Annotated in this window: 18 protein-coding genes; 2 read left to right on the top strand and 16 right to left on the bottom strand. The window is 67.7% G+C overall.

Going from position 1 to position 19,825, the window contains the following annotated elements:
• Position 1 precedes the first annotated feature (1 nt).
• The 15 genes from cimA to ABD209_RS12325 form a co-directional block, all read right to left on the bottom strand.
• A complete protein-coding gene (gene cimA, locus ABD209_RS12395; RefSeq protein ID WP_344066795.1) occupies positions 2 to 1,600 on the bottom strand; it encodes a citramalate synthase in 1,599 nt (532 codons plus the stop codon).
• Between the two features lie 610 nt (positions 1,601 to 2,210).
• Positions 2,211 to 2,783 carry a mycothiol transferase gene (locus ABD209_RS12390; RefSeq protein ID WP_344066792.1) on the bottom strand — a complete coding sequence of 191 codons (573 nt, stop codon included), beginning with the start codon at positions 2,781 to 2,783 and terminating at the stop codon, positions 2,211 to 2,213.
• 291 nt (positions 2,784 to 3,074) lie between these two features.
• On the bottom strand, positions 3,075 to 3,461 hold the full coding sequence (locus tag ABD209_RS12385; protein WP_344066789.1) for an MmcQ/YjbR family DNA-binding protein: 387 nt from the start codon (positions 3,459 to 3,461) through the stop codon (positions 3,075 to 3,077).
• 117 nt (positions 3,462 to 3,578) lie between these two features.
• Positions 3,579 to 4,346 (bottom strand): 3-oxoacyl-ACP reductase, encoded by a 768-nt coding sequence (locus ABD209_RS12380; protein WP_344066786.1) that lies wholly within the window; start codon positions 4,344 to 4,346, stop codon positions 3,579 to 3,581.
• 13 nt (positions 4,347 to 4,359) lie between these two features.
• Complete coding sequence (locus ABD209_RS12375; RefSeq protein WP_344066783.1) at positions 4,360 to 5,748, bottom strand: aldehyde dehydrogenase family protein; 1,389 nt, start codon at positions 5,746 to 5,748, stop codon at positions 4,360 to 4,362.
• A 21-nt stretch (positions 5,749 to 5,769) separates the two neighbouring features.
• Positions 5,770 to 7,152 (bottom strand): glutamine synthetase family protein, encoded by a 1,383-nt coding sequence (locus ABD209_RS12370; RefSeq protein ID WP_344066780.1) that lies wholly within the window; start codon positions 7,150 to 7,152, stop codon positions 5,770 to 5,772.
• 40 nt (positions 7,153 to 7,192) lie between these two features.
• Positions 7,193 to 7,921 carry a FadR/GntR family transcriptional regulator gene (locus ABD209_RS12365; protein ID WP_344066777.1) on the bottom strand — a complete coding sequence of 243 codons (729 nt, stop codon included), beginning with the start codon at positions 7,919 to 7,921 and terminating at the stop codon, positions 7,193 to 7,195.
• 53 nt (positions 7,922 to 7,974) lie between these two features.
• Positions 7,975 to 10,452, bottom strand: coding sequence for a GcvT family protein (locus ABD209_RS12360; RefSeq protein WP_344066774.1), 2,478 nt, complete (start codon positions 10,450 to 10,452; stop codon positions 7,975 to 7,977).
• Positions 10,449 to 11,375: a phosphotransferase gene (locus ABD209_RS12355; protein ID WP_344066771.1), complete on the bottom strand. Its 927-nt coding sequence runs from the start codon at positions 11,373 to 11,375 to the stop codon at positions 10,449 to 10,451. The genes ABD209_RS12360 and ABD209_RS12355 overlap by 4 nt, the downstream gene beginning before the upstream one ends.
• Complete coding sequence (locus ABD209_RS12350) at positions 11,357 to 12,994, bottom strand: amino acid permease (RefSeq protein WP_344066767.1); 1,638 nt, start codon at positions 12,992 to 12,994, stop codon at positions 11,357 to 11,359. Before ABD209_RS12350 ends, ABD209_RS12355 begins: the two co-directional genes overlap by 19 nt.
• Before the next feature lie 97 nt (positions 12,995 to 13,091).
• Complete coding sequence (locus tag ABD209_RS12345) at positions 13,092 to 13,979, bottom strand: HAD family hydrolase (protein ID WP_344066763.1); 888 nt, start codon at positions 13,977 to 13,979, stop codon at positions 13,092 to 13,094.
• Positions 13,958 to 15,052 (bottom strand): branched-chain amino acid aminotransferase, encoded by a 1,095-nt coding sequence (locus tag ABD209_RS12340; protein WP_344066761.1) that lies wholly within the window; start codon positions 15,050 to 15,052, stop codon positions 13,958 to 13,960. The genes ABD209_RS12345 and ABD209_RS12340 overlap by 22 nt, the downstream gene beginning before the upstream one ends.
• A gap of 70 nt (positions 15,053 to 15,122) precedes the next feature.
• Positions 15,123 to 16,181: a 3-isopropylmalate dehydrogenase gene (locus ABD209_RS12335; RefSeq protein ID WP_344066758.1), complete on the bottom strand. Its 1,059-nt coding sequence runs from the start codon at positions 16,179 to 16,181 to the stop codon at positions 15,123 to 15,125.
• Positions 16,182 to 16,330: 149 nt separating this feature from the next.
• Positions 16,331 to 17,920, bottom strand: a complete 1,590-nt coding sequence (gene serA / locus ABD209_RS12330) for a phosphoglycerate dehydrogenase (protein WP_344066755.1) — start codon at positions 17,918 to 17,920, stop codon at positions 16,331 to 16,333.
• Between the two features lie 139 nt (positions 17,921 to 18,059).
• Positions 18,060 to 18,545, bottom strand: a complete 486-nt coding sequence (locus ABD209_RS12325; RefSeq protein ID WP_344066752.1) for a DedA family protein — start codon at positions 18,543 to 18,545, stop codon at positions 18,060 to 18,062.
• Positions 18,546 to 18,569: 24 nt separating this feature from the next.
• On the opposite strand from ABD209_RS12325, the gene ABD209_RS12320 reads away from it, so the two are divergent.
• Together ABD209_RS12320 and ABD209_RS12315 are read left to right on the top strand one after the other, a co-directional pair.
• Positions 18,570 to 18,776, top strand: a complete 207-nt coding sequence (locus ABD209_RS12320) for an NAD-dependent epimerase/dehydratase family protein (RefSeq protein ID WP_344066749.1) — start codon at positions 18,570 to 18,572, stop codon at positions 18,774 to 18,776.
• Between the two features lie 306 nt (positions 18,777 to 19,082).
• Entirely contained in the window at positions 19,083 to 19,328 is a 246-nt protein-coding gene (locus ABD209_RS12315; protein WP_344066746.1) for a hypothetical protein, read from the top strand.
• A gap of 96 nt (positions 19,329 to 19,424) precedes the next feature.
• Here the strand turns inward: ABD209_RS12315 and ABD209_RS12310 are convergent, their stop codons facing one another.
• Positions 19,425 to 19,715, bottom strand: a complete 291-nt coding sequence (locus tag ABD209_RS12310; RefSeq protein WP_344066743.1) for an alkaline phosphatase family protein — start codon at positions 19,713 to 19,715, stop codon at positions 19,425 to 19,427.
• Positions 19,716 to 19,825 lie beyond the last annotated feature (110 nt).

Below are 19,825 nucleotides of genomic sequence, written 5' to 3'. Positions count from 1 at the left end.
CTCATCCGCGCCGGGGGGCGACCCCGGCGCGGATGAGGCCGAACGTCACCGACTCCAGGAGTGCGTCCCAGCTGGCTTCGAGAATGTTGGCGGCGACGCCGATGGTGGACCAGGTGGTCGAGCCGTCGCTGGTCTCGATCAGCACGCGCGTGACGGCGTCCGTGCCGTGCTCGGTGTCGAGGATGCGGACCTTGTAGTCGACGAGTTCCAGGTGCGCGATCTCCGGATAGGCACTCGAAAGGCCTTCCCGCAGAGCATGATCAAGCGCGTTCACCGGGCCATTGCCTTCACCGGTCGTGACCACACGCTCGCCGGCAGCAAAGACCTTGACCGTTGCCTCCGACAGCGCATCGTCCTCGCCACGGGAGTCGGTGATGACCCGCCACGACTCGACATCGAAGTAGTCGGGCAGGCCGCCGTTCAGCTCGCGCCGAAGAAGCAACTCGAAGCTCGCGTCCGCGGCATCGAAGGTATACCCGCGCAATTCCAGATCCTTGACCCGCGCGAGGACCTGGGCGACCTTGGCGGCATCGGCTTCGTCGCTGCCGTCAAGATCGAGACCGAGTTCACGCGACTTGAGTTCGATCGATGCCCGACCCGCCATGTCCGAGACCAGCATCCGCATGTCATTGCCGACCGCTTTGGGGTCGGTGTGCTGATAGAGATCCGGGTCGACCTTGATGGCGCTCGCGTGCAGGCCGGCCTTGTGCGCGAAGGCGCTCGACCCGACATACGGCTGGCGGCTGTAGGGCGCGACATTGGTGATCTCGCTGATCGCGTGGGAGATGCGGGTCGCTTCGGCGAGCCGGTGCGGTTCGAGGAGCTCGAGCCCCTGCTTGATCTGGAGGTTGGCGACGACAGTCACCAGATTGGCATTACCCGTGCGTTCGCCGTAGCCGTTGATGGTGCCCTGCACGTGCGTGGCTCCGGCGTCGATCGCGGCCATCGAGTTGGCGACCGCGCACCCGGTGTCGTTGTGGCAATGGATACCGACACGCGCCGAAGTGGTCGCGAGCACATCGGCGACGACGTCAGCAACCTCCGCCGGCAGCATCCCGCCATTGGTGTCACAGAGGGCGATCACCTCAGCGCCGGATTCGGCCGCGACGCGCACGGCCTCCAGCGCGTAGGCCCGATCGGTCGTATAGCCGTCGAAGAAATGCTCCGCGTCGAGGAAGACCCGCCGTCCCTCGCCACGCAGGAAGGTCACCGTGTCGCGGATCATCTCGAGGTTTTCCGCGAGCGTGGTGCGCAGGGCGCGCTCGACGTGACTGACATGGCTCTTGGCCACGAGGGTGACGACCGAGGCACCGGAGTCGAGCAGGGCACGCACCAGCGGGTCGGAGTCGGCCCGGCCGCCGGCCCGGCGGGTGGCGCCGAAGGCGGCGAGCGTCGCATTCTTCAGCCGCAGCTCGGTCTGCGCGCGCCGGAAGAACTCGGTGTCCTTGGGGTTGGCGCCCGGCCAACCGCCCTCGATGAAGCCGACGCCTAGATCGTCGAGGTGGGCCGCAATCGCCAGCTTGTCCGTCACCGAGAGGTTCAGACCCTCTTGCTGCGCGCCGTCGCGCAAGGTGGTGTCGTAGACGTGCAGGTCGCTCATCGCTCGCTCTTCTTCGCAGGACGTATGCCGTGTGGTCCGGGCGTCGCCCGGGGGCTGGTCGCCGGCGACCAATCCCCGGGCCACGGCCCGACGCGTGTGTTGCCTGTTCATTGTCCGACGAGCGTGCGCCGCCTCCGGCCCGGGGGTGCGGACCGAAAACCCTTGCCCTGCCGGTCCCCCGCTCGGTTGCGATGTTCCCGACAAAGCAAAAGACCCCCCGGGTGCGGGAGGTCTGCGCGATGAGATACTCTCGCCGCGCTAGCCGATAATGATCGCCGCGGTGGCGGCAGTCACAAACATCACGCGTTCACCCTGACACGCCTGCGGGACGTTGCAGAACCGGGGTCCACATCGTGAACACGACTCTCGCCGGCCGGCCCCGGAGACGGGCGAGGGCGAGAGATTCGCGCGGCCGCCGGTTCGTCGGGTCCGTCACCTCTGCGGTCAGCGGCCACGCTCAATCGCCCTCGCCTCGTCTGCGCGTCCAGCCGCCCTTGTCCTCTCCCGCTTCCCGTCGCGTGAGCAATCGAGTGACGTCGAGTGGGCGACGACGCGACGTAGAGTGGCCGGCGTCGGCCACTCGACGTCCCTGATGGACCACGAGACGGAACTACCAGGCCGGGAACTCCTGGTCGTCGGCGAGTGCGCCGTCGGCGCGGGCGTTGAGCTCGTAGGAGCCCTTGCCGTCGATCGACTCGCGGATGATGTCGGCATGCCCGGCGTGACGGGCGACTTCGGCGATCAGGTGCTGGATGACCCAGCGCACCTGCCAGCCGACCAGCTCCGGCGGGTACCACGGCGCGGGCGGAGTCGGGACGATCGCGTCGAAGTCCGCGGACTCGACGATCTCGCCGAGCCGGTCAACGGCCTGGTCGTATGCCGTGAGGAGGCCCTCGATGGTCACCCCCGCGGGGTCGTCTATCTCGTAATCACCCCCATCGGCAGCGGCATTGGGGCCAGCGGGGAAGTTCGGCGCGGCGGCAACCGATGCGCACCAGCCGTCGGCCACTTGCGTCAGGTGGGTGATGAGCATCGCCGGCGTGAAGGCGCTCACCGACGGCCGAGCGTGGATCTGCTCATTGGACAGCCCGTAAACCGTGCTGCGCGCCTGGGCGAACTGCTGGAGCAGAAATGTCTTCGCAACGGCGCGCTCGCCGCTTGCCTCGGGAGTAAGAAAGGCCATGGTCGCCTCCTTGCGTCTCGATCGATTGATTCCACTCCAGCATGGCGCGCCATCCGGCCACATCCTGACCTGATGACGAGAGTCCGCCCGGGACTCGATCGAGAGGCAGGGCGGGGTGAGGAGGTGGGGGGCGATTGAGCGCGCCCGCTGACCGTCCGAGGTGACAGGCTGACCAAAGGATGCGGGCGCGCGAACCTCTCGGCCCCCACCCCTCACCACGCCCGGCCGCGTCACGCCCGGCCCCGCCACGCCCGGCCGCTGCCGCAGCCGGGCACACAGCACCGAGACGGGTCAGTCGGACCCGGGTCGACTCTCGGGCAACGCAATCCGGCTCGCAAGTCGGGCGGGTGCCTGGATGACATAGCTAACGGTCAGCAGTTCGGCGACTTCGGCCCAGTCGGTCGCGTCGTCGAGGATCATCCCGATGACATTGCGCCCCCACTCGGTCCGGAAGTAGGGCGGCCCGAGGTGCTCGAAGGCCCGGACGTCCTCGGGATCGCCTCGCAGCGTGATCCGGAATCGCCCGTCCTCGCCGCCGAAGACATGCGCGATCGTCGCCTGCCCCACCCGCCACCGCACGCCGACCCAGGCCGGCTCCTGCCGGCACTCGGGCAAGGCCTCCGCGATGATGTTCAGCCGATCGAGCATCTCCTCCGGAACGTCCGGCCGCTCAGCCATGCCGGCCGCTCACAGCTTTCCCACGCGACGCCACAAACCCGTCATCCGCAACGGAGGACTTTCCGCGCGTACCAGGTACGTCAGGCATCGGGCGGGAAAGCTGGGCCGGGCTCAGACTCAGAGCGGGGTGACATAGGCGCCCGAGATGCCACCGTCGACCAGGAAGGTGGAGGCGGTCATGAACGAGGACTCGTCGGAGGCCAGGAAGAGGACGGCGTTGGCCATCTCCTCGGGCTCGCCGAAACGCCCCATAGGCACGTGCACCAGCCGTCGCGCGGCGCGCTCGGCATCCTTGGCGAAGAGTTCCTTCAGCAACGGGGTGTTGACCGGCCCCGGGCACAGGGCGTTGACCCGGATGCCCTCGCGGGCGAACTGCACCCCCAGCTCGCGGGTCATTGTCAGCACCCCGCCCTTGGACGCCGAGTAGGAGATCTGCGACGTCGCGGCGCCCATGACCGCCACGAAGGACGCGGTGTTGATGATCGAGCCGGACTTTTGCTCGAGCATGTAGGGCAGCACCGCCTTGCAGCACAGGTAGACCGACGTCAGGTTGACCAACTGCACCCGGTTCCACGCCTCCAGATCGGTGTCGAGGATGGAGTCGTCGTCGGGCGGGCTGATGCCGGCGTTGTTGAAGGCAATGTCGATGCGGCCGTAGGTCTCGTGCGCGACTTTGAAGAGGTTGTCGACGTCCGTCTTGTCCGCGACATTGCCATGCACGTATGTCCCGCCGACCTCCTCCGCGATCGCCGCACCCTGCTCGTCGGACAGGTCGGCGATGACGACCTTGGCCCCCTCCTGCGCGAAGCGCCGGACGGTTGCGAGCCCGATGCCCGAGCACCCTCCGGTGACGACGGCGACCTTGCCCTCGATACGTCCGGTCATGTCGTGGTTCCTTTCAGTTCGTGGTGTCAAAGAAGACGTTCTTGGTCTCAGTGAAGGCGTCCAGCGCGTCCGGCCCGAGTTCGCGGCCGATGCCACTGGCCTTGAAGCCGCCGAAGGGTGTCGAATAGCGCACGCTGCTGTGGCTGTTGACCGACAAGTTGCCGGCCTCGACGCCGCGCGCGACCCGGATGGCCCGGCCGACGTCTCGCGTCCAGATGGACCCGGAGAGTCCGTATGCCGTGTCATTGGCCTTGGTGATCGCGTCGGCCTCGTCGTCGAACGGCATCACCGAGACGACGGGTCCGAAGATCTCCTCCCGCCAGGCGCGGTCGTCGGTGCCGTGCGCCAGGAGGACGGTGGGCGGGTACCACCAGCCCTTGCCGTTCGGGGCGCTCCCGCGGAAGGCGATATCGGGGGCTTGGTGGCCGGCTGCGTGGGCGTCCTCGATGAACGAGCGAACAGTGTCGCGCTGACCGCTGCTGACCATCGGGCCCATCTCGGTGGCTTCGTCGCCGGGATCGCCGACACTGACGGCCTTGACCGCGGGTTCGAAGCGCTCCATAAAGGCATCGAAGACGCTGCGCTGCACCAGGATTCGGGTGCGGGCGCAGCAGTCCTGGCCGGCATTGTCGAGGAAGCTCATCGGCGCTGATGCCGCGGCCTTCTCGACGTCGGCGTCGGCGAAGACGATGTTCGCGCTCTTGCCGCCCAGTTCCAGCGTGACCCGCTTCAGTTGGTCGGCGGCCTTGCGCATGATGCCCTGCCCGACGGCGGTCGATCCGGTGAAGCAGACCTTGCGGACGTCGGGATGGGTGACGAACCGCTCGCCGACCACCGACCCCTTTCCCGCGAGGACGGAGAAAACACCCTCGGGGATGCCGGCCTCCAGCGCCAACTCACCGAGCCGAATCGCCGTCAATGGGGTCAGCTCGGCCGGCTTGAGGACCACCGTGTTTCCCGCGGCGAGCGCCGGGCCGAAGCCCCAGCCGGCAATCGGCATCGGAAAGTTCCACGGCACGATGACCGAGACCACGCCGAGCGGTTCCTTGAAGGTCACATCGAGCCCGCCGGCCACCGGGATCTGGCGACCGAAGAGCCGCTCCGGCGCAGCCGCGTAGTAGCGGAGCACGCCTACGACATTCCCGGCCTCCCAGCGGGCATTGCCGATCGTGTGGCCCGCGTTGGTCACCTCGAGTCGCGCGAGTTCCTCGGTGTGCGCCTCCACGGCATCGGCGAAGCGGCGCAACAACATGCCGCGATCGGCCGGTGCGACGGCACGCCACGCAGGCCCGACGGCCACGGCGCGCGCGATGGCGGCGTCGGTCTCCTCGACACCGACCAGGTCGAGGGTCGCAACGACCTCTTCGGTTGCCGGATTCACGACATCGTGAGTTGTGGTCATCAGTGGTCCTGTCTGGGATGTCTAGAGTCGTTCGAAGCCACGGACGCGTTCCCAGTCGGTGACCGCGGCATTGAAGGCCGTGACCTCGACATCCGCGGCGTGAGCATAGTGCTCGACGACTTCGTCACCGAAGGCAGCCCGGGCGATGGCGCTGCCCAGCAACAGATCTCGCGCGTCACCCAGCGTCATCGGCACGTGTTCATAGCCGGCTGTGTAGGCATTCCCAGGACAGGCGGCAGGCAGCGCCAGCCCTTCCCGTATGCCGTGCAGGCCGCCCGCAATCATCGCTGCCACCGCGAGATAGGGATTCACATCGGCGCCCGGCAGGCGGTTCTCGACGCGGATTCCTGCACCGTGCCCAACGACCCGCAGCGCGCAGGTGCGGTTGTCGGTCCCCCAGGCAACCGCGGTCGGCGCGAAGGAGCCGATCTGGAATCGCTTGTAGGAGTTGATATTCGGGGCGTAGAAGTAGGTGAACTCGCGCATGGTCGCCAACACGCCCGCCATGAAGTTGTCAAATACTTCGCTCCGGCCGCCGTCACGTGCTTCGTCGGCAAAACTGATGGCCCCGTCCGCACCACGCAGCGAGAGATGGATATGGCACGAACTGCCTTCGCGTTCATCGTATTTCGCCATGAAGGTGATGGACTGCCCGTGCCGTGCTGCGATCTCCTTGGCGCCGGTTTTGTAGACCGAGTGGTTGTCGCAGGTGCGCAGCACGCGGTCATAGAGGAAGCCGATCTCGTGCTGCCCCAAGTTGCACTCCCCCTTGGCGGCCTCGACCGTCATGCCCGAGGCATACATCTCATTGCGGATCTCGCGGAGCACCGGCTCGACCTTGCCGCCGCCGAGCAGTGAGTAGTCGACGTTGTAGCGGTTGGCTCCCGTCAGACCCACATAGCGTCGATCCCAGGCGGACTCATAGGAGTCCTCGAAGAGGATGAACTCCAGTTCGGTGCCGGCAAAGGCCTCGAAGCCCATTGCAGCCGCGGCCTCGATCTGCCTCTTGAGGATGGTCCGCGGGGATGCGGCGACGTCGCCGGAACCGTCCAGCCACGTCAGATCGCACTGGATGGTCGCGGAGGTGGGGTGGGCCGGTGTGCGACGCAGGGTGTCGAGGTCCATGGCGAAGAACATGTCGCCATAACCCCGCTCCCACGACGACATCGCGTATCCGGGCACGGTGTTCATCTCGACGTCAACGGTGAGCAGGTAGTTGCATCCTTCGGTGCCATGCCCCAGGACGGTGTCGAGGAAGAACTGTGCGTGCATCCGCTTGCCCTGCAGCCGACCTTGCATATCGGTGAAGGCCAGGATGACGGTGTCGATTGCCCCGGCCGCGATCTCGGCGCGCAGCGTGTCCAATGTCAGCCGGGTTGCGCTGCTCGTCCGTTCCGTTTCCATGGTCAGCTCCTTTTCTCGTTGCGGGACAGGGTTTCGGCGATCACCCGAGCAGTCCACGCAGAAGTGCGGCGGTAGCGTCGCAGTGCTCCTCCATGGCGGCTCGGGCACCATTGGGGTCGCCGCCGAGGATGGCGGCGACGATGGTGTCGTGCTGGTCGTTGGAGTGCTCGATATTGCGGCGCAGCACCGGGATGGCCGTCAACATCTCGTGCAGCGCTGCCTGGGCACGGGTGACGGACTCGATGACCATCGGCGACCCGCTCAGCGTGGCGATGGCCAGATGCAGCCGGCTGTCCGCGAGTCGATGCGCCGCGTTGTCGGGCGAGTTCCGGACTGCGCGCACCGACTCCAGCAGCCACGATCGTTGGTCGGCCGCGAGCGTTCGGCCGGCCGCGAGGGCCGCCGCTCCTGGCTCGACGACATAGCGGAAGTCCAGGGGATCGGCCAAGGCCGCACCGGTGCGCGCCGCCGCCCTCGGCTCCGAGCCGGGTTCCACCCCGGCATACGTGACGACGGTCCCGCCACCACGACCGCGGCGCGTGGTCACCAGTCCTGAGTCCCGCAGGGCCGCGATCACTTCGCGCAGGGTGTTGCGGCTGACCCCGAGCCGCTCAGCGAGGTCACGCTCGGGCGGCAGCACCTGGCCCTGCGTGAAGACACCGAGCCGGATGGCCGTTGCTAGTTGCTCCACGGTCACTTCGAAGGCATTGCCACTGGCCGGGCGCAGCACGACTTCGGGGAGGGAGGCCACCCGCGCGACGCTGCTCACTCCTCGATCCAATACCGGCACCGCGTGGATTTCAATGGCCCTGTTTCGAACCATTAGGTCCCCCGCACTCGTCGGTTGTCCGGATCGAAGGGCGCTCGCCGCGACACCCCGATAGGGATGACCTCGCCCGCGAGGTCGACCGCCCAGGCGCCGGCGTCGATCCAGGACGGGGACGTCGCCTGGGTGACTCGGTCACCGACGAGTGCCAAGCCGACGCCGCGCCCCAGGCGCGCGCCGTATGCCGCGCTGGTCACCTGGCCGACCGGCATCCCGTCCCGCAGCACGAGTTCACCGCCCCAGAGATAGGCCGCGGGATCGGCCACGGTGAAGGAGACGATCCGCCGGCGTGGCCCGGACTGCCTCACGGCCACCACCGCGCCTCGTCCGAGAAAGTCGACCTCGCTGCCGAGTTTGCACACGAATCCGAGGCCGGCCTCGACCGGCCCGACCTCCGGAGTCAGTTCACGCCCGAACGCGCGATAGCCCTTCTCCAACCGCATCGCGTCGATCGCGTAGTAGCCCGCGGGCGCGATGCCCAGGTCGGCGCCCGCCGCGAAGAGCCCGCGATAGACCCCAACCGCTAAGTCGGTTGGGACATACAACTCGAAGCCGAGTTCGCCGACATACGTCATTCTCAGGGCCCGAACCGGCGCGCCCGCGACCGCCACCTCGCGCATCGTCCCGAACGGAAAGGCGTTGTCCGAGAAGTCATTCCCCGAGATACGGGTGAGTAGCTCGCGCGACTTGGGCCCCATGACCCCGAAGACGGCCAGCGCGCTGGTGATATCGACAACCTCGACGGCTCCGCCGCTCGGTAGCTGCCGACGGAGCCAGTCGAGATCGCGCACGGTCGTCGCCGCACTGCTGACGACGAGGTAGCGCAGGTCCCCGATGCGCGTGACGGTGACGTCCGCCTCGTAACCACCGCCCCGGTTCAACCACGCGGTGTAGACCGCCGTACCCACCGACACGGCGACATCCGCACTGCACACCCACTGCAGCGCCTCCTGCGCATCCGGTCCCGTGACGAGATACTTGCTGAACGACGTCTCATCGAAAACGGCTACGCGCTCGTGGGCGGCTCGCTGCTCGGCAACGCACCAGTCCACCCAGGCTGGACGCTCCCACGAATAGTCCAAACGCGGCTCGATCCCTTCCGGCGCAAAGACATTCGGGCGTTCCCAGCCGCTGCGGCTGCCGAAGACCGCACCCTGCGCAGCAGTCAGCGCGTGCACGGGCGAAAGACGTTGCGGCCGAGCTGACTCCAGCTCACGGTTGGGCCAAGGCACCGCGTAGTGCAGTCCAAGCACCTCACCGACCCGCGCACGCAACCAGCCGATATCGCCCTGCAAGGGCGAGAAGCGACGGATGTCCGCGCTGACCAGATCCATCGTCGGCTCGCCGGCGACGATCCACTCGGCGAGGGCGCGTCCCGCGCCGCCCGCGCTGGCGATCCCCACCGAGTTGAAGCCGGCGGCGACGAAGAAACCGGCAAGCTCCGGCGCCTCCCCGATAACGAACTGGTTGTCCGGGGTGAAGCTCTCCGGCCCGTTGTAGAACTTGCGAATCCCGGTGTGCGCCAGGACGGGGAGCCGATGGACAGCGGAGTCCATGAGGATCTCGAAGTGCTCCCAGTCCTCCTCGAGCAGTTGGAACTCGAAGGGATAGGGCAGCCGGTCGGGAGCGACCCAGGGCTTCGCCTCGGGCTCGAAGCCACCGACCAGCAGTCCGCCGACTTCCTCCTTGACATAGGTGTAGCCATCGGGATCGCGCAGGATCGGCAGGTCCGCATGGACCCCCTCGATCTGATCGGTCACCACATAGAAGTGCTCCGCGGAGTGGAGGGGAACCGTGACACCGCACATGGCGCCGACGGCCTTCGCCCACTGGCCGGCGCAGTTGACGACGACCTCCGCCTCCACGTCGCCCGCATCCGTTCGTATGCCGATGGCCCGCCCCGCGCGCGTCAGCACGTCGGTTACGCGGACGCGTTCCCGGATCGTGACTCCCAGCTGCCGGGCGCCCTTGGCGAGCGCCTGAGTCAGGTCCGTCGGGTTCGCCCGCCCGTCTCCCGGCAGCCAGATGGCACCGACCAGGTCGCTCGCCTCCAGGAGCGGATAGCGTTCTCGCGCTTGGTCAGTCGTTAGCAACTCGCACTCGAGGTCGTATGCTGCGGCGTTCGCCCGCGTGCGCCGTAACTGCACCATCCGCTCCGGCGTGCGGGCGACCGTGAGGCCGCCGCAGACCCGGTAGCCAGTGCCGAGGCCGGTCTCGGCCTCCAGCCGGGCGTACAACTGCGTCGAATAGCGCACCAGGCGCGTGCTGGCCTCGGTGGCGCGCAGTTGACCGACCAGACCGGCCGCGTGCCAGGTGGTCCCGCAGGAGAGGCCGCCCTGCTCGACAAGGAGCACATCGGTCCACCCGAGGTGGGCCAGGTGGTAGGCCACTGAGCAGCCGATGACCCCACCGCCGATGATGACGACCCGCGCGCGGGTGGGCAGCTCGGTGGCGCGAGCCCGCGAGGTGCTCATCGCGCAGCTCCCACGGTGTCGAGTAGCTTCTCGAAGCCAGGGTCCGCGAAAGAAGTTCTGGCACGGTCGAACTTGTCCATGGACCACGCCCAGAAGTCGAAGTCACCGGCTCCCAGGCCCGACTGGATGGTGCCCCAGAGCGTCCAGGCATATGCGCTGGCGATCCCCCACAAGGTCGCGCGGGCAATCAGGCCAGCGTCCGCCCGGCCGTAGTACGCGGCGACGAGAGCGGCGAGTTGCTCTGTGCTCAGGTGGGCTTCTTGGGCGATATTTCCGATCTCGAAACCCGGCTCGTTCGCGCCGGAGTATTCGTAGTCAACGATGCGGACCGCCAAGCCGTCGTCGAGGAAGTTGGCGGCAAGCAGGTCGTTGTGGCAGGGCACCAGATCCTCGGGGTGCACCGCCAATGCCACTTCCATTCGCGAGGCCACCGGGAGCAACTCGCCGTAGCCATCTGGGAGGCGAAAGGCGTTGTCGCGCATGATGTCCAGATAGCGACGCTGGATCGCAAAGATGTCGAACCGGTTGGCGAAGGCCGGTCCGGCGTGCAATCGGCGGACGCTGGCCGCGACCCGGGTGAGGTTGGCCGCGACGGCGGAATCGTCATACGTGATCGCCTCGGGAATGAAGGCGACCACGAGCACCCCCTGCCCAGGCAGGTAATCGACGACGTCCGCGCCCACGCCGGTCGACGCGGCCGCGAGCGAGTTGTGGTACTCGTGCTCGCGATCGACGGCGAGCAAACCGGTCGAGGCCGGCGAGATCCGGACGACGACATCGTTGCTCGCCGTCCGGACCCGGTAGTTGTGGTTCGTCAGGCCACCGGGCAGCGGCGTCACCACCCGCGGCCGCCCGGCCAGGACCGCGATGCGATCGAAGACCTGGTCGGGGGTCGGCGAACCGGTCAGTCCTCCTGCTTCCACTCGTGCACCTGGCCGCCATGCGCCGACCTGCCGTGATGTTCGAGACCGATCTCGTCCGCGGAGGACACACCCGTCGGCAGGTCGATAGTGGTCTTGGGGCCGGAGAACCACTTCTTCGCCGACAGGTGCCAACCGAGCCACAGCGCGACCAGCGATCCGATGGTCAGCACCGGGGCATAGTTGACGAACTTCAGGTCGAAGTCCGCATTGCCGAGCCAACCCGCCGGCGTGATGGGCAAGATGAAGTAGATCGAAATGACGACGATCTCCAGCACCGCCAGGGGCGCCATCCACTTCCACTTGGTACCGAGATTCCAGGCGCCTTGGACGAAGGCATCGCCCTGACGCCAGCGCAGATAGATCGGAATCGCGAAGGCCAGGTAGAGGCCGATGACCGCCACGGAGACCACGGCATAGAACGCGACGGGGACGGGCGCGCCATTGATGTCCACGGGGACGAGCGCCGGGATCGTGATGAGCGCCGCGATGACCGTCGAGATCAACACCGCGTTGGCCGGGACCTTGTTCTTGTCGAGCTTGGCCCACAGCGAGGCACCCGGCACGGCACCATCGCGGCTGAAGGCGAACATCATCCGGCTCGTCGACGTCATGCAGGCGCTGGTGCAGAAGAATTGACCGATACTCGCGATGAGCAGGACGATACCGGCCATCGTCGGGCTGAGTGCCTGGTTGAAGATCACGGCGACGCCCCCACCGCCCTCGGTGACCTTCGCCGGGTCCTGGACGGCGAAGAGGAAGGCGAGCAGGAGGATCCAGCCTCCGATCGCCGAGTAGAAGATCGACTGCCATATGCCCTTGGCCGCGCCATTGGCGGCGCCCTGCGTCTCCTCGGCGAGATGGGCGGAGGCGTCGAAGCCGGTGATCGTGTACTGGGTCAGCAAGAAGCCCAATGGCAGGACATAGAACCAATAACCGAGTCCGCTGGTCTCACCGCCGGCCAGGCCACCGGAGTTGTTGACGCGCATGCTGAAGACGTCACCGACGCTCATGTGCTTGTCGGGCAGGAAGATCAGGATGAGGATGACGATCGCCGCACCGAAGACGTGCCACCAAACCGAGACGTTGTTCATCATGGCCATCAGGTGCCCACCGTAGATATTGAGCAGGCCGGTGAGCGCCAGGATGACGAGGAACATGATGAAGACCCGCGTCAACGAGTAGCCGGCGGCCCACGATGCGCTCAGGGTGCTGAAGGTCAGATCGAAGAAGGTGGCGCACCCGTAGGCGACCGACGCGTCCACGGCGAGCAGGCCGATCAGATTGAGCCAGCCGGTGTAATAGCCCGCCTTCGCTCCACCGAGCTTGCTTGCCCACCAATAGATTCCACCCGATGTGGGGTAGGCGGAGACCAGCTCGGACATGCACAGGCCGATGATGAGGATGAAGGTCGAGATGATCGGCCAACCCCAGGAGATCGCGACCGGGCCGCCGTTGTTCCACGCCTGGCCGAAGGTGGTGAAGCACCCGGCGAGGATGGAGATGATGGAGAAGGAGATGGCGAAATTGGAAAAGCCGGACCACGTCCGGTTGAGTTCTTGCTTGTAGCCGAGCTCGGCCAGCATGCGTTCGTCGTCGGTGAGGTGGGTCAGATCGGCCATGGACCGGGCTCCTGCGGCTCAGTGGGACGTTGGCCCCGATGTAACACCCGTCACATCGGCCTTGTCAATGGTTCGTGTCTGAACCTTTAACGAGGAGTCACTTGCCAGGCTCAGCCACGTGTGGGCCTGCGCCGGAGGCGCTCAGCACCTGCTCGATGATCTGTGCGACGCCATCGTCGTCATTGGCCGGACAGCGGTCGGTCGCCGCGCTCAGCACCTCGGCGTCGGCATTGGCGACGGCGAACGACCGGCCCGCCCAGCGCAGCATCGGCAGGTCGTTCGGCATATCGCCGAAGGCCCAGACCTCCGCCGCACGTATGCCGTACTCGTCGCACCAGCGCGCGAGGCCGGCCGCTTTGGTGACGCCCGGCGGGTTCAACTCGGCGAGACCGAAGGCGCCGGAGTAGGCGAGCACCGCGCGATCTCCCACCGAAGCACGCACGGCCGCAAGGAAATCCGCCGTCGAGTGGCCCCTGGCGAGTCCCAGCAGCTTGCCCACGCCGTCATCGGGATGCTCGCTGGCCAGCAACTCCTCGATAGCTCCAGTGCGCCGGTGGGCGTCGGCCTCGCGATGGGGATTGGGCCAGCCCGGTTCCACCCACAGCCCCGACGGGCACTCGGCCGCGATCTTGACCTCGGGGATGTGCGCGCGCAGGTCGGCGACCACGGCGGCGAGTTCATCGCGATCGAAGAGGTGCGCCTCGACGACACGACGTGCGGCGACGTCATACACAAAGGCACCATTGCCACAGATCGCGATGCCGTGCGCACCGATCAGTTCGCTGAGACCGTGCAACCAGCGTGGCGGTCGCGCCGTCACCAGGAGCGTCGGGATCCCTTGTGCCGCTGCTGCTTCCAGTGCGGCGACGGTGCGCGCCGAGACCGAGCCATCACTGCGGAGCAGCGTGCCGTCCAGATCGGTGGCGATCACGCGGGGGCGAGCCCCCGGCATACGGGAAGCGATCACACGAGGCGGTGCATCCACCCGTAGGTGTCCTCGGACGTGCCCTTCTGAATGCCGAGCAGCCGCTCGCGGATGCCATTGGTGATCGGCCCACCGTGCTCGCCGGCGGTGGACGGGGCGCTCCCCCCCTCCCAGACCAGCTCGCCGACGGGCGTGACAATGGCGGCAGTGCCGCAGGCGAAGACCTCGAGGATGTCGCCGTTGGCCACCCCTTGCTTCCACTCCTCGACGGGGATCTTGCGCTCCTCGGCGCTGAGGTCGAACTCTTTGGCCAGCTCCAGCACCGAGCTTCGGGTGATGCCCGGCAGGATCGTTCCGGTCAGCTCCGGAGTGACCAGGGTGCCGTCGCTCTTGACGAAGAAGAGGTTCATCCCGCCCAGCTCATCGACAAAGGTGTGGGTCGATGAGTCGAGGAAGACGGCCTGGTCGCAGCCGTGCTCCGTGCCTTCGATCTGCCCGGCCAGCGCGGAAGCGTAGTTGCCGCCGCACTTGGCGGCACCCGTGCCGCCCGCGCCGGCGCGGGCGAAGTGCTCGCACAGCCAGAGCTTGACCGGCCGCAGGCCGCCGGTGAAGATCGCCGCCGCTGGCGAGGCGATGACGGAGTACTTGACCTCGACGGAGGGGCGCAGTCCGAGGAAGGCGGCGCTGGCATACATGAAGGGGCGCAGGTAGAGGCTCTTCTCGCCCTCGTCGGCGGCGGGCACCCACGCCTGGTCCGCCTGGACGAGCAGCCGCACGCTCTCGAGGAAGTCCTCGACCGGCAACTCCGGCAACGCCATTCGGCGGGCGGAGTTGATCAGCCGCTCGGCATTCGCCTCCGGGCGGAAGGACCAGATGGAGCCGTCGGGGTGCCGGTAGGCCTTCATGCCCTCGAAGATCTCCTGCGCATAGTGCAGGACCGCCGCGGCCGGGCTCAGCGAGATGTTGCCGTATGCCGTGAGCTCACCCGAGTGCCAGCCCTCGCCCTTGGTCCAGGTCGCCGTGACCATGTGATCGGTCATGTACTGCCCGAATCCCGGGTTCTCGAGGATGGCCGCGCGCTCGGCCGCACCGACCGGGCTGGGATTGGGGGTGGCGGTGAATGTCAGGCTCATGTCGGCGTCCTTCCGGTGCGATCGTTACTGCCCACGGTACTTGGTATGGGGGGGCGCCCCGGTCGACGGCTCAGAGGCGAGCGGCGATGGCATCGCCGACCTGCGCAGTGCTGCGCGCAGCGCTGCCTCGTTCGGCGAGGTCGGCCGCGACCGCCCGCTCCACCCGGGCGCTCGCCTCGGCATACCCGAGGTGAGCGAGCAGCATCGCAACCGAGAGGATCGTCGCCGTCGGGTCGGCCTTGCCCTGGCCGGCGATGTCGGGGGCCGAGCCGTGGACCGGCTCGAACATGCTCGGGCTGTCGCCTGTTGGGTTGATATTTCCGCTCGCGGCGAGGCCGATGCCGCCGGCGATGGCCGCGGCGATGTCGGTGATGATGTCGCCGAAAAGGTTGTCGGTGACGATGACATCGAAGCGGCCCGGGTCGGTGGCGAGGAAGATCGTCGCCGCGTCCACGTGCTGGTAGCCGATCTCGACATCGGGGAAGTCCTGGCCGACCTCGTCGACGGTGCGGCGCCACAGGTGACCGGCATTGACCAGAACATTGTGCTTGTGCACCAATGTCACGTGCTTCCGCGGACGCGCCTGCGCGCGGGCGAAGGCGTCGCGCACGACGCGCTCGACACCGAATCGGGTGTTGACACTGACCTCGGTGGCGATCTCGTTGGGCGTGCCGACGCGCACGGCACCACCATTGCCGACATACGGGCCCTCGGTGCCCTCGCGCACAACGACGAAGTCGATGCCGTTCGGAGCGACGCGCTCGACGGCCAGGGGGCTGGCGACGCCCGGGTAGAGCTTCGCGGGGCGCAGGTTCACGAAGTGATCGAGGGCGAAGCGCAGCGGGAGCAGGACGCCACGCTCGAGGACGCCGCTCGGGACGGTCGGGTCACCGATGGCGCCGAGCAGGATCGCGTCCTGGCCGCGCAGTTCCGTGACGACGCTGTCGGGCAGGGTCTCACCGGTGGCGTGCCAGCGCCGGGCGCCGAGGTCGTAGTCGGTCGTGGCTGCCTTGACGCCGACCGCGTCGAGGACCTTCAGGCCCTCGGCGACCACTTCCGGGCCGATGCCGTCGCCGCCGATCACGGCGAGGTCGATGGTCGTAGGCTCCGTGGGCGCGTCCTGGGACATGCCCTCAATGTATGGCGCCTTCTCGCCTGGTGATACGGCGATCTCAGGGTGTGGTCGGGCCCGATCCGGGATGGGATAGGCAACCCTTTGGACGCAACGGAAATCTTCCGTTGCGCACAAAGGGTTTGTGGCATCGGGCGGGAAAGTTGTCAGTCGGTGAGGTTCACGACCTTCGCCAGCGTCGCGTCCACCTCGGCGGCGATCGCGCTCAGGACGTCGGCCGGGATCGGGGAATCGAGGGTGAGCACGACGAGGGCCGCGCCGCCCGCGGAGTCGCGGGAGACCTGCATACCGGCAATGTTGACGCCGGCGTCGCCGAGCAGGCGGCCGAAGGCGCCGATGACACCGGGCCGGTCGACATACGACAAGAAGGCCATGTGCTCGCTGATCGGGACCTCGAGGTCGAAACCGTTGACGCCGATGACTTTCTGCACCATTTTCGGCCCGGTCAGCGTGCCCGCGATCTCGACGACCGCGCCGTCGGCGAGCGTGCCGCGTAGCGTGGTGACATTGCGGAAGTCCTCGGCGACCGGGCTGGTGATCAGGCGCGCATCGCAGCCGCGGTCCTTGGCCAGCAGCGGCGCGTTGACATAGGTCACCGGGTTGGTGCTGATGTCGGTGAACAGACCCTTGAGCGCGGAGAGTTGCCAGATGCTGACGTCGTACTGGGTAATCTCGCCGCCGACCTCGACATCCAATTGCACCGGAACGGCTCCGGCGACGCCGGTGAAGATCCGGCCCAACTTCTCCACCAGATCGATGCCTGGGCGGACTTCCTCGGCGATGACACCCCCGGCGACGTTGACGGCATCCGGGACGATGTCGCCCGCGAGCGCCAGGCGCACCGACTTGGCTACGGCGATGCCGGCCTTCTCTTGGGCCTCGTCGGTCGAGGCACCAAGGTGCGGGGTGACGACCACGGACTCGAAGCCGAAGAGCGGGCTGTCGGTGCACGGCTCGGTCGCGAAGACGTCCAGACCGGCGCCGGCGACCCGGCCCTCGGAGATCGCCTCGGCGAGAGCCGCCTCGTCGAGAACGCCACCTCGGGCCGCATTGATGATCCGGACGGAGGGCTTGACCTTGGTCAGCGCTTCCTTGCCGATCAAGCCGAGGGTCTCGGGGTTCTTGGGCAGGTGGATGGTGATGAAGTCGGACTCGGCGAGCAGCTCATCGAGGCTGACGAGGCGGGCGCCGAGCTGGCCGGCGCGCTGGGCCGAGGCATACGGGTCGTAGGCGAGGATCTCCATGCCGAAGCCCTTGAGCCGCTCGGCCACCAGCTGGCCGATCCGGCCGAAGCCGACGATGCCGACGGTCTTGTCGAGCAACTCGACGCCGCCGTACTTGCTGCGCTTCCACGCGCCGCCCTTGAGTGCCTGGCTGGCGGGCGCGATATTGCGCGAGGTCGCGAGCAGCAGGCCGACCGCGAGTTCGGCGGCGGAGGTGATATTCGAGGTCGGCGCGTTGACGACCATGACACCGGCCGTGGTGGCGGCGGGGACATCGACATTGTCCAGTCCGACACCGGCGCGGGCGATGACCTTGAGCTTGCCGGAGGCAGCAATGGCCTCGGCGTCCATCTTGGTCGCGGAGCGGATCAAGACGGCGTCGGCGTCCGCCAGCGCGGGGAGCAGCTGGGTGCGGTCGGCGCCGTCACAACTGCGGACCTCGAAGTCCGGACCCAGGGCGTCGATGGTGGCGGGCGAAAGTTCTTCGGCGATGAGCACGACCGGCTTGGTCATGAGCGCGCTTCCTTTTGTATGGTGACAAGACCCGGGTGACGGGTCGCGGCCGGCGAGCGGCCAGGGACAGCACGACCTTGTGCGCTCCCGATCTTAGGCGTGATTGTCCGTATGTCGGTCACCCGGTTCCGCCATCCGGTCACCCTGATGTGGCGTCGAGGCGCCGCCGCCACCGCCGCGTGACGATCACCACAAGGGCGATCAGCGCGGCGGCAAAGATCAGCCACCACCACGCGACCCGGCCGAAGAGCACGTCGACGACGGCGAACCCGGCAGTCGTGTAGAGGGCGGCCCAAAGAAGGGAGCCGACGATCGCCGCGGGGGTGTACCTCCGCCAGCCCATCCGCAGCCCGCCAGCGGCCGCGTTGACCAGGGTCTGCACGCCGACGGTGAGGAAGGAGAGCGTCACGAGCGGCGGCCCGTAGCGGGCGACTTGGCGCTCCGCGCGCTCCATGGCAGGGCCGTCCAGGCGTCTTGCCAGGCGCGAGTGCGCCAGCCGCCCACGGCGGGTGCCGGCGCGCAGGGCCAGCCCCACGGCATACGTGACATGAGCGCGGACCATCGCGCCGGCGAAAAAGAAGAGGTAGACGGCCCAGAACGGCCAGCCGGCAACCAGCTCTTGCATGACCGCAACCTTAGGTTGGCTGGCATGCGCATCGTTGTCACGGGTGGCTTGGGACATCTCGGCAGCCGCGTCGTGACGGCCCTGGGCGACCTCGGGCACGATGCGATCGTCGCGAGCCGGCGCACCGGCGTGGATCTGCAGACGGGCGCCGGGCTGGCGGAGGTGCTCGCCGAAGCGGACGTGGTCGTGCATACGGCCGACTCGTTGCGACCCTGGGATTCGGGTCGATGACCAGGGGCGGGACGCGGCGCGTCGGCGAGGCGGCGGCGGCGCAGCCCCGGCCACCACACGTGGTCCATATCTCCATCGTCGGGGTCGACCGCATGCCCCACGCCTATTAGCGTGCGAAGTTTGCCGCGGAGCGGGAGTTGCAGTCCTTGGGCGTCCCGGCAACGGTCGTGCGGGCGACCCAATTCCACTCGCTGGCGGCGGCGATGGCCCGCGCCCATATGGGGCCGATCGGGTTGGGGATCAAAGGTTTTCGCACCCAGCCGGTCGATATCGCCTGGGTCGCCCGCCGGCTGGCGGAGGTGGCGAGTGGCCCCGCGCCCGCGGCCTTTGGACCTGACCGGACCTGACCTGCTCACGACCGAGCAGATCGCGGCGCTGGTGGCCGGCCACCAGGGCCGGGCGATCCGGCGGTGGCTGGACGTTCCAGCTTTCGGAGGCACACTGAAGGCGTTTGCCGCTGGTGGCGTGCTGCCCGGCCCGGAGGCGAAGACCGGCGGGGAACATTTCAGCGAATGGCTGGCCCGGCAGCCGCCCCGCCTGCCCCGGCGCTGATTCTGCGGCAGTCCCAGAGAGGCCAGCTCCAACATCGAGCGAGCTACACGTGCCGTAGGTGGGGGTGATCACCCCACCTACGGCACGGATAGGGAGTCAGAGGAAGTAGACCAGGCCGGGCCCTTCGTCGCGATATGAGATACCGAGGGCATCGAGCGCCGGCGTCCACGAGCCGCGCACCTGGGGGTCGCTGCCCTCGAAGCCGTGGTCGGCGGTGACCACAAAGGTCACCCGATCGGTGACGCCCAGGGCGTCGAGGTGGTCGAGGAAGGCCCCGAGGCGAGCGTCCGACTGCCGCAGGGACGCTCGGGCGAGGTCGGAGCGGGGCCCCCCGCCGTGGTGCCCGGCGTCGGTGACGACATTGGCCCACCAGGTCAGGTGCGGCATCGTGTCGGGGGGTGTCCCTATGTTCGGTGTCAAGCGGCAGCGGCGGTGCGGGGCTGGTAGGGCTGGCGGTTGCGGAGCATGGCGTGTATGACGTCGCAGCGACGTCTGGC

The sequence above is a fragment of the Nostocoides vanveenii genome (genome assembly GCF_039531165.1).
Lineage (GTDB): Bacteria > Actinomycetota > Actinomycetes > Actinomycetales > Dermatophilaceae > Nostocoides_A > Nostocoides_A vanveenii.
This window is presented reverse-complemented; position numbering and strand designations above follow the sequence as displayed.

Excerpts from the sequence above, each read along its gene's own strand:
- ABD209_RS12350 (WP_344066767.1), bottom strand. The coding sequence starts at position 12,994 with ATGGCCGATCTGACCCACCTCACCGACGACGAACGCATGCTGGCCGAG.
- serA (WP_344066755.1), bottom strand. The coding sequence starts at position 17,920 with ATGACCAAGCCGGTCGTGCTCATCGCCGAAGAACTTTCGCCCGCCACC.
- cimA (WP_344066795.1), bottom strand. The coding sequence starts at position 1,600 with ATGAGCGACCTGCACGTCTACGACACCACCTTGCGCGACGGCGCGCAG.
- ABD209_RS12325 (WP_344066752.1), bottom strand. The coding sequence starts at position 18,545 with ATGCAAGAGCTGGTTGCCGGCTGGCCGTTCTGGGCCGTCTACCTCTTC.
- ABD209_RS12385 (WP_344066789.1), bottom strand. The coding sequence starts at position 3,461 with ATGGCTGAGCGGCCGGACGTTCCGGAGGAGATGCTCGATCGGCTGAAC.
- ABD209_RS12390 (WP_344066792.1), bottom strand. The coding sequence starts at position 2,783 with ATGGCCTTTCTTACTCCCGAGGCAAGCGGCGAGCGCGCCGTTGCGAAG.
- ABD209_RS12335 (WP_344066758.1), bottom strand. The coding sequence starts at position 16,181 with ATGTCCCAGGACGCGCCCACGGAGCCTACGACCATCGACCTCGCCGTG.
- ABD209_RS12310 (WP_344066743.1), bottom strand. The coding sequence starts at position 19,715 with ATGCCGCACCTGACCTGGTGGGCCAATGTCGTCACCGACGCCGGGCAC.
- ABD209_RS12360 (WP_344066774.1), bottom strand. The coding sequence starts at position 10,452 with ATGAGCACCTCGCGGGCTCGCGCCACCGAGCTGCCCACCCGCGCGCGG.
- ABD209_RS12340 (WP_344066761.1), bottom strand. The coding sequence starts at position 15,052 with ATGAGCCTGACATTCACCGCCACCCCCAATCCCAGCCCGGTCGGTGCG.
- ABD209_RS12375 (WP_344066783.1), bottom strand. The coding sequence starts at position 5,748 with ATGACCACAACTCACGATGTCGTGAATCCGGCAACCGAAGAGGTCGTT.
- ABD209_RS12320 (WP_344066749.1), top strand. The coding sequence starts at position 18,570 with ATGCGCATCGTTGTCACGGGTGGCTTGGGACATCTCGGCAGCCGCGTC.
- ABD209_RS12380 (WP_344066786.1), bottom strand. The coding sequence starts at position 4,346 with ATGACCGGACGTATCGAGGGCAAGGTCGCCGTCGTCACCGGAGGGTGC.
- ABD209_RS12370 (WP_344066780.1), bottom strand. The coding sequence starts at position 7,152 with ATGGAAACGGAACGGACGAGCAGCGCAACCCGGCTGACATTGGACACG.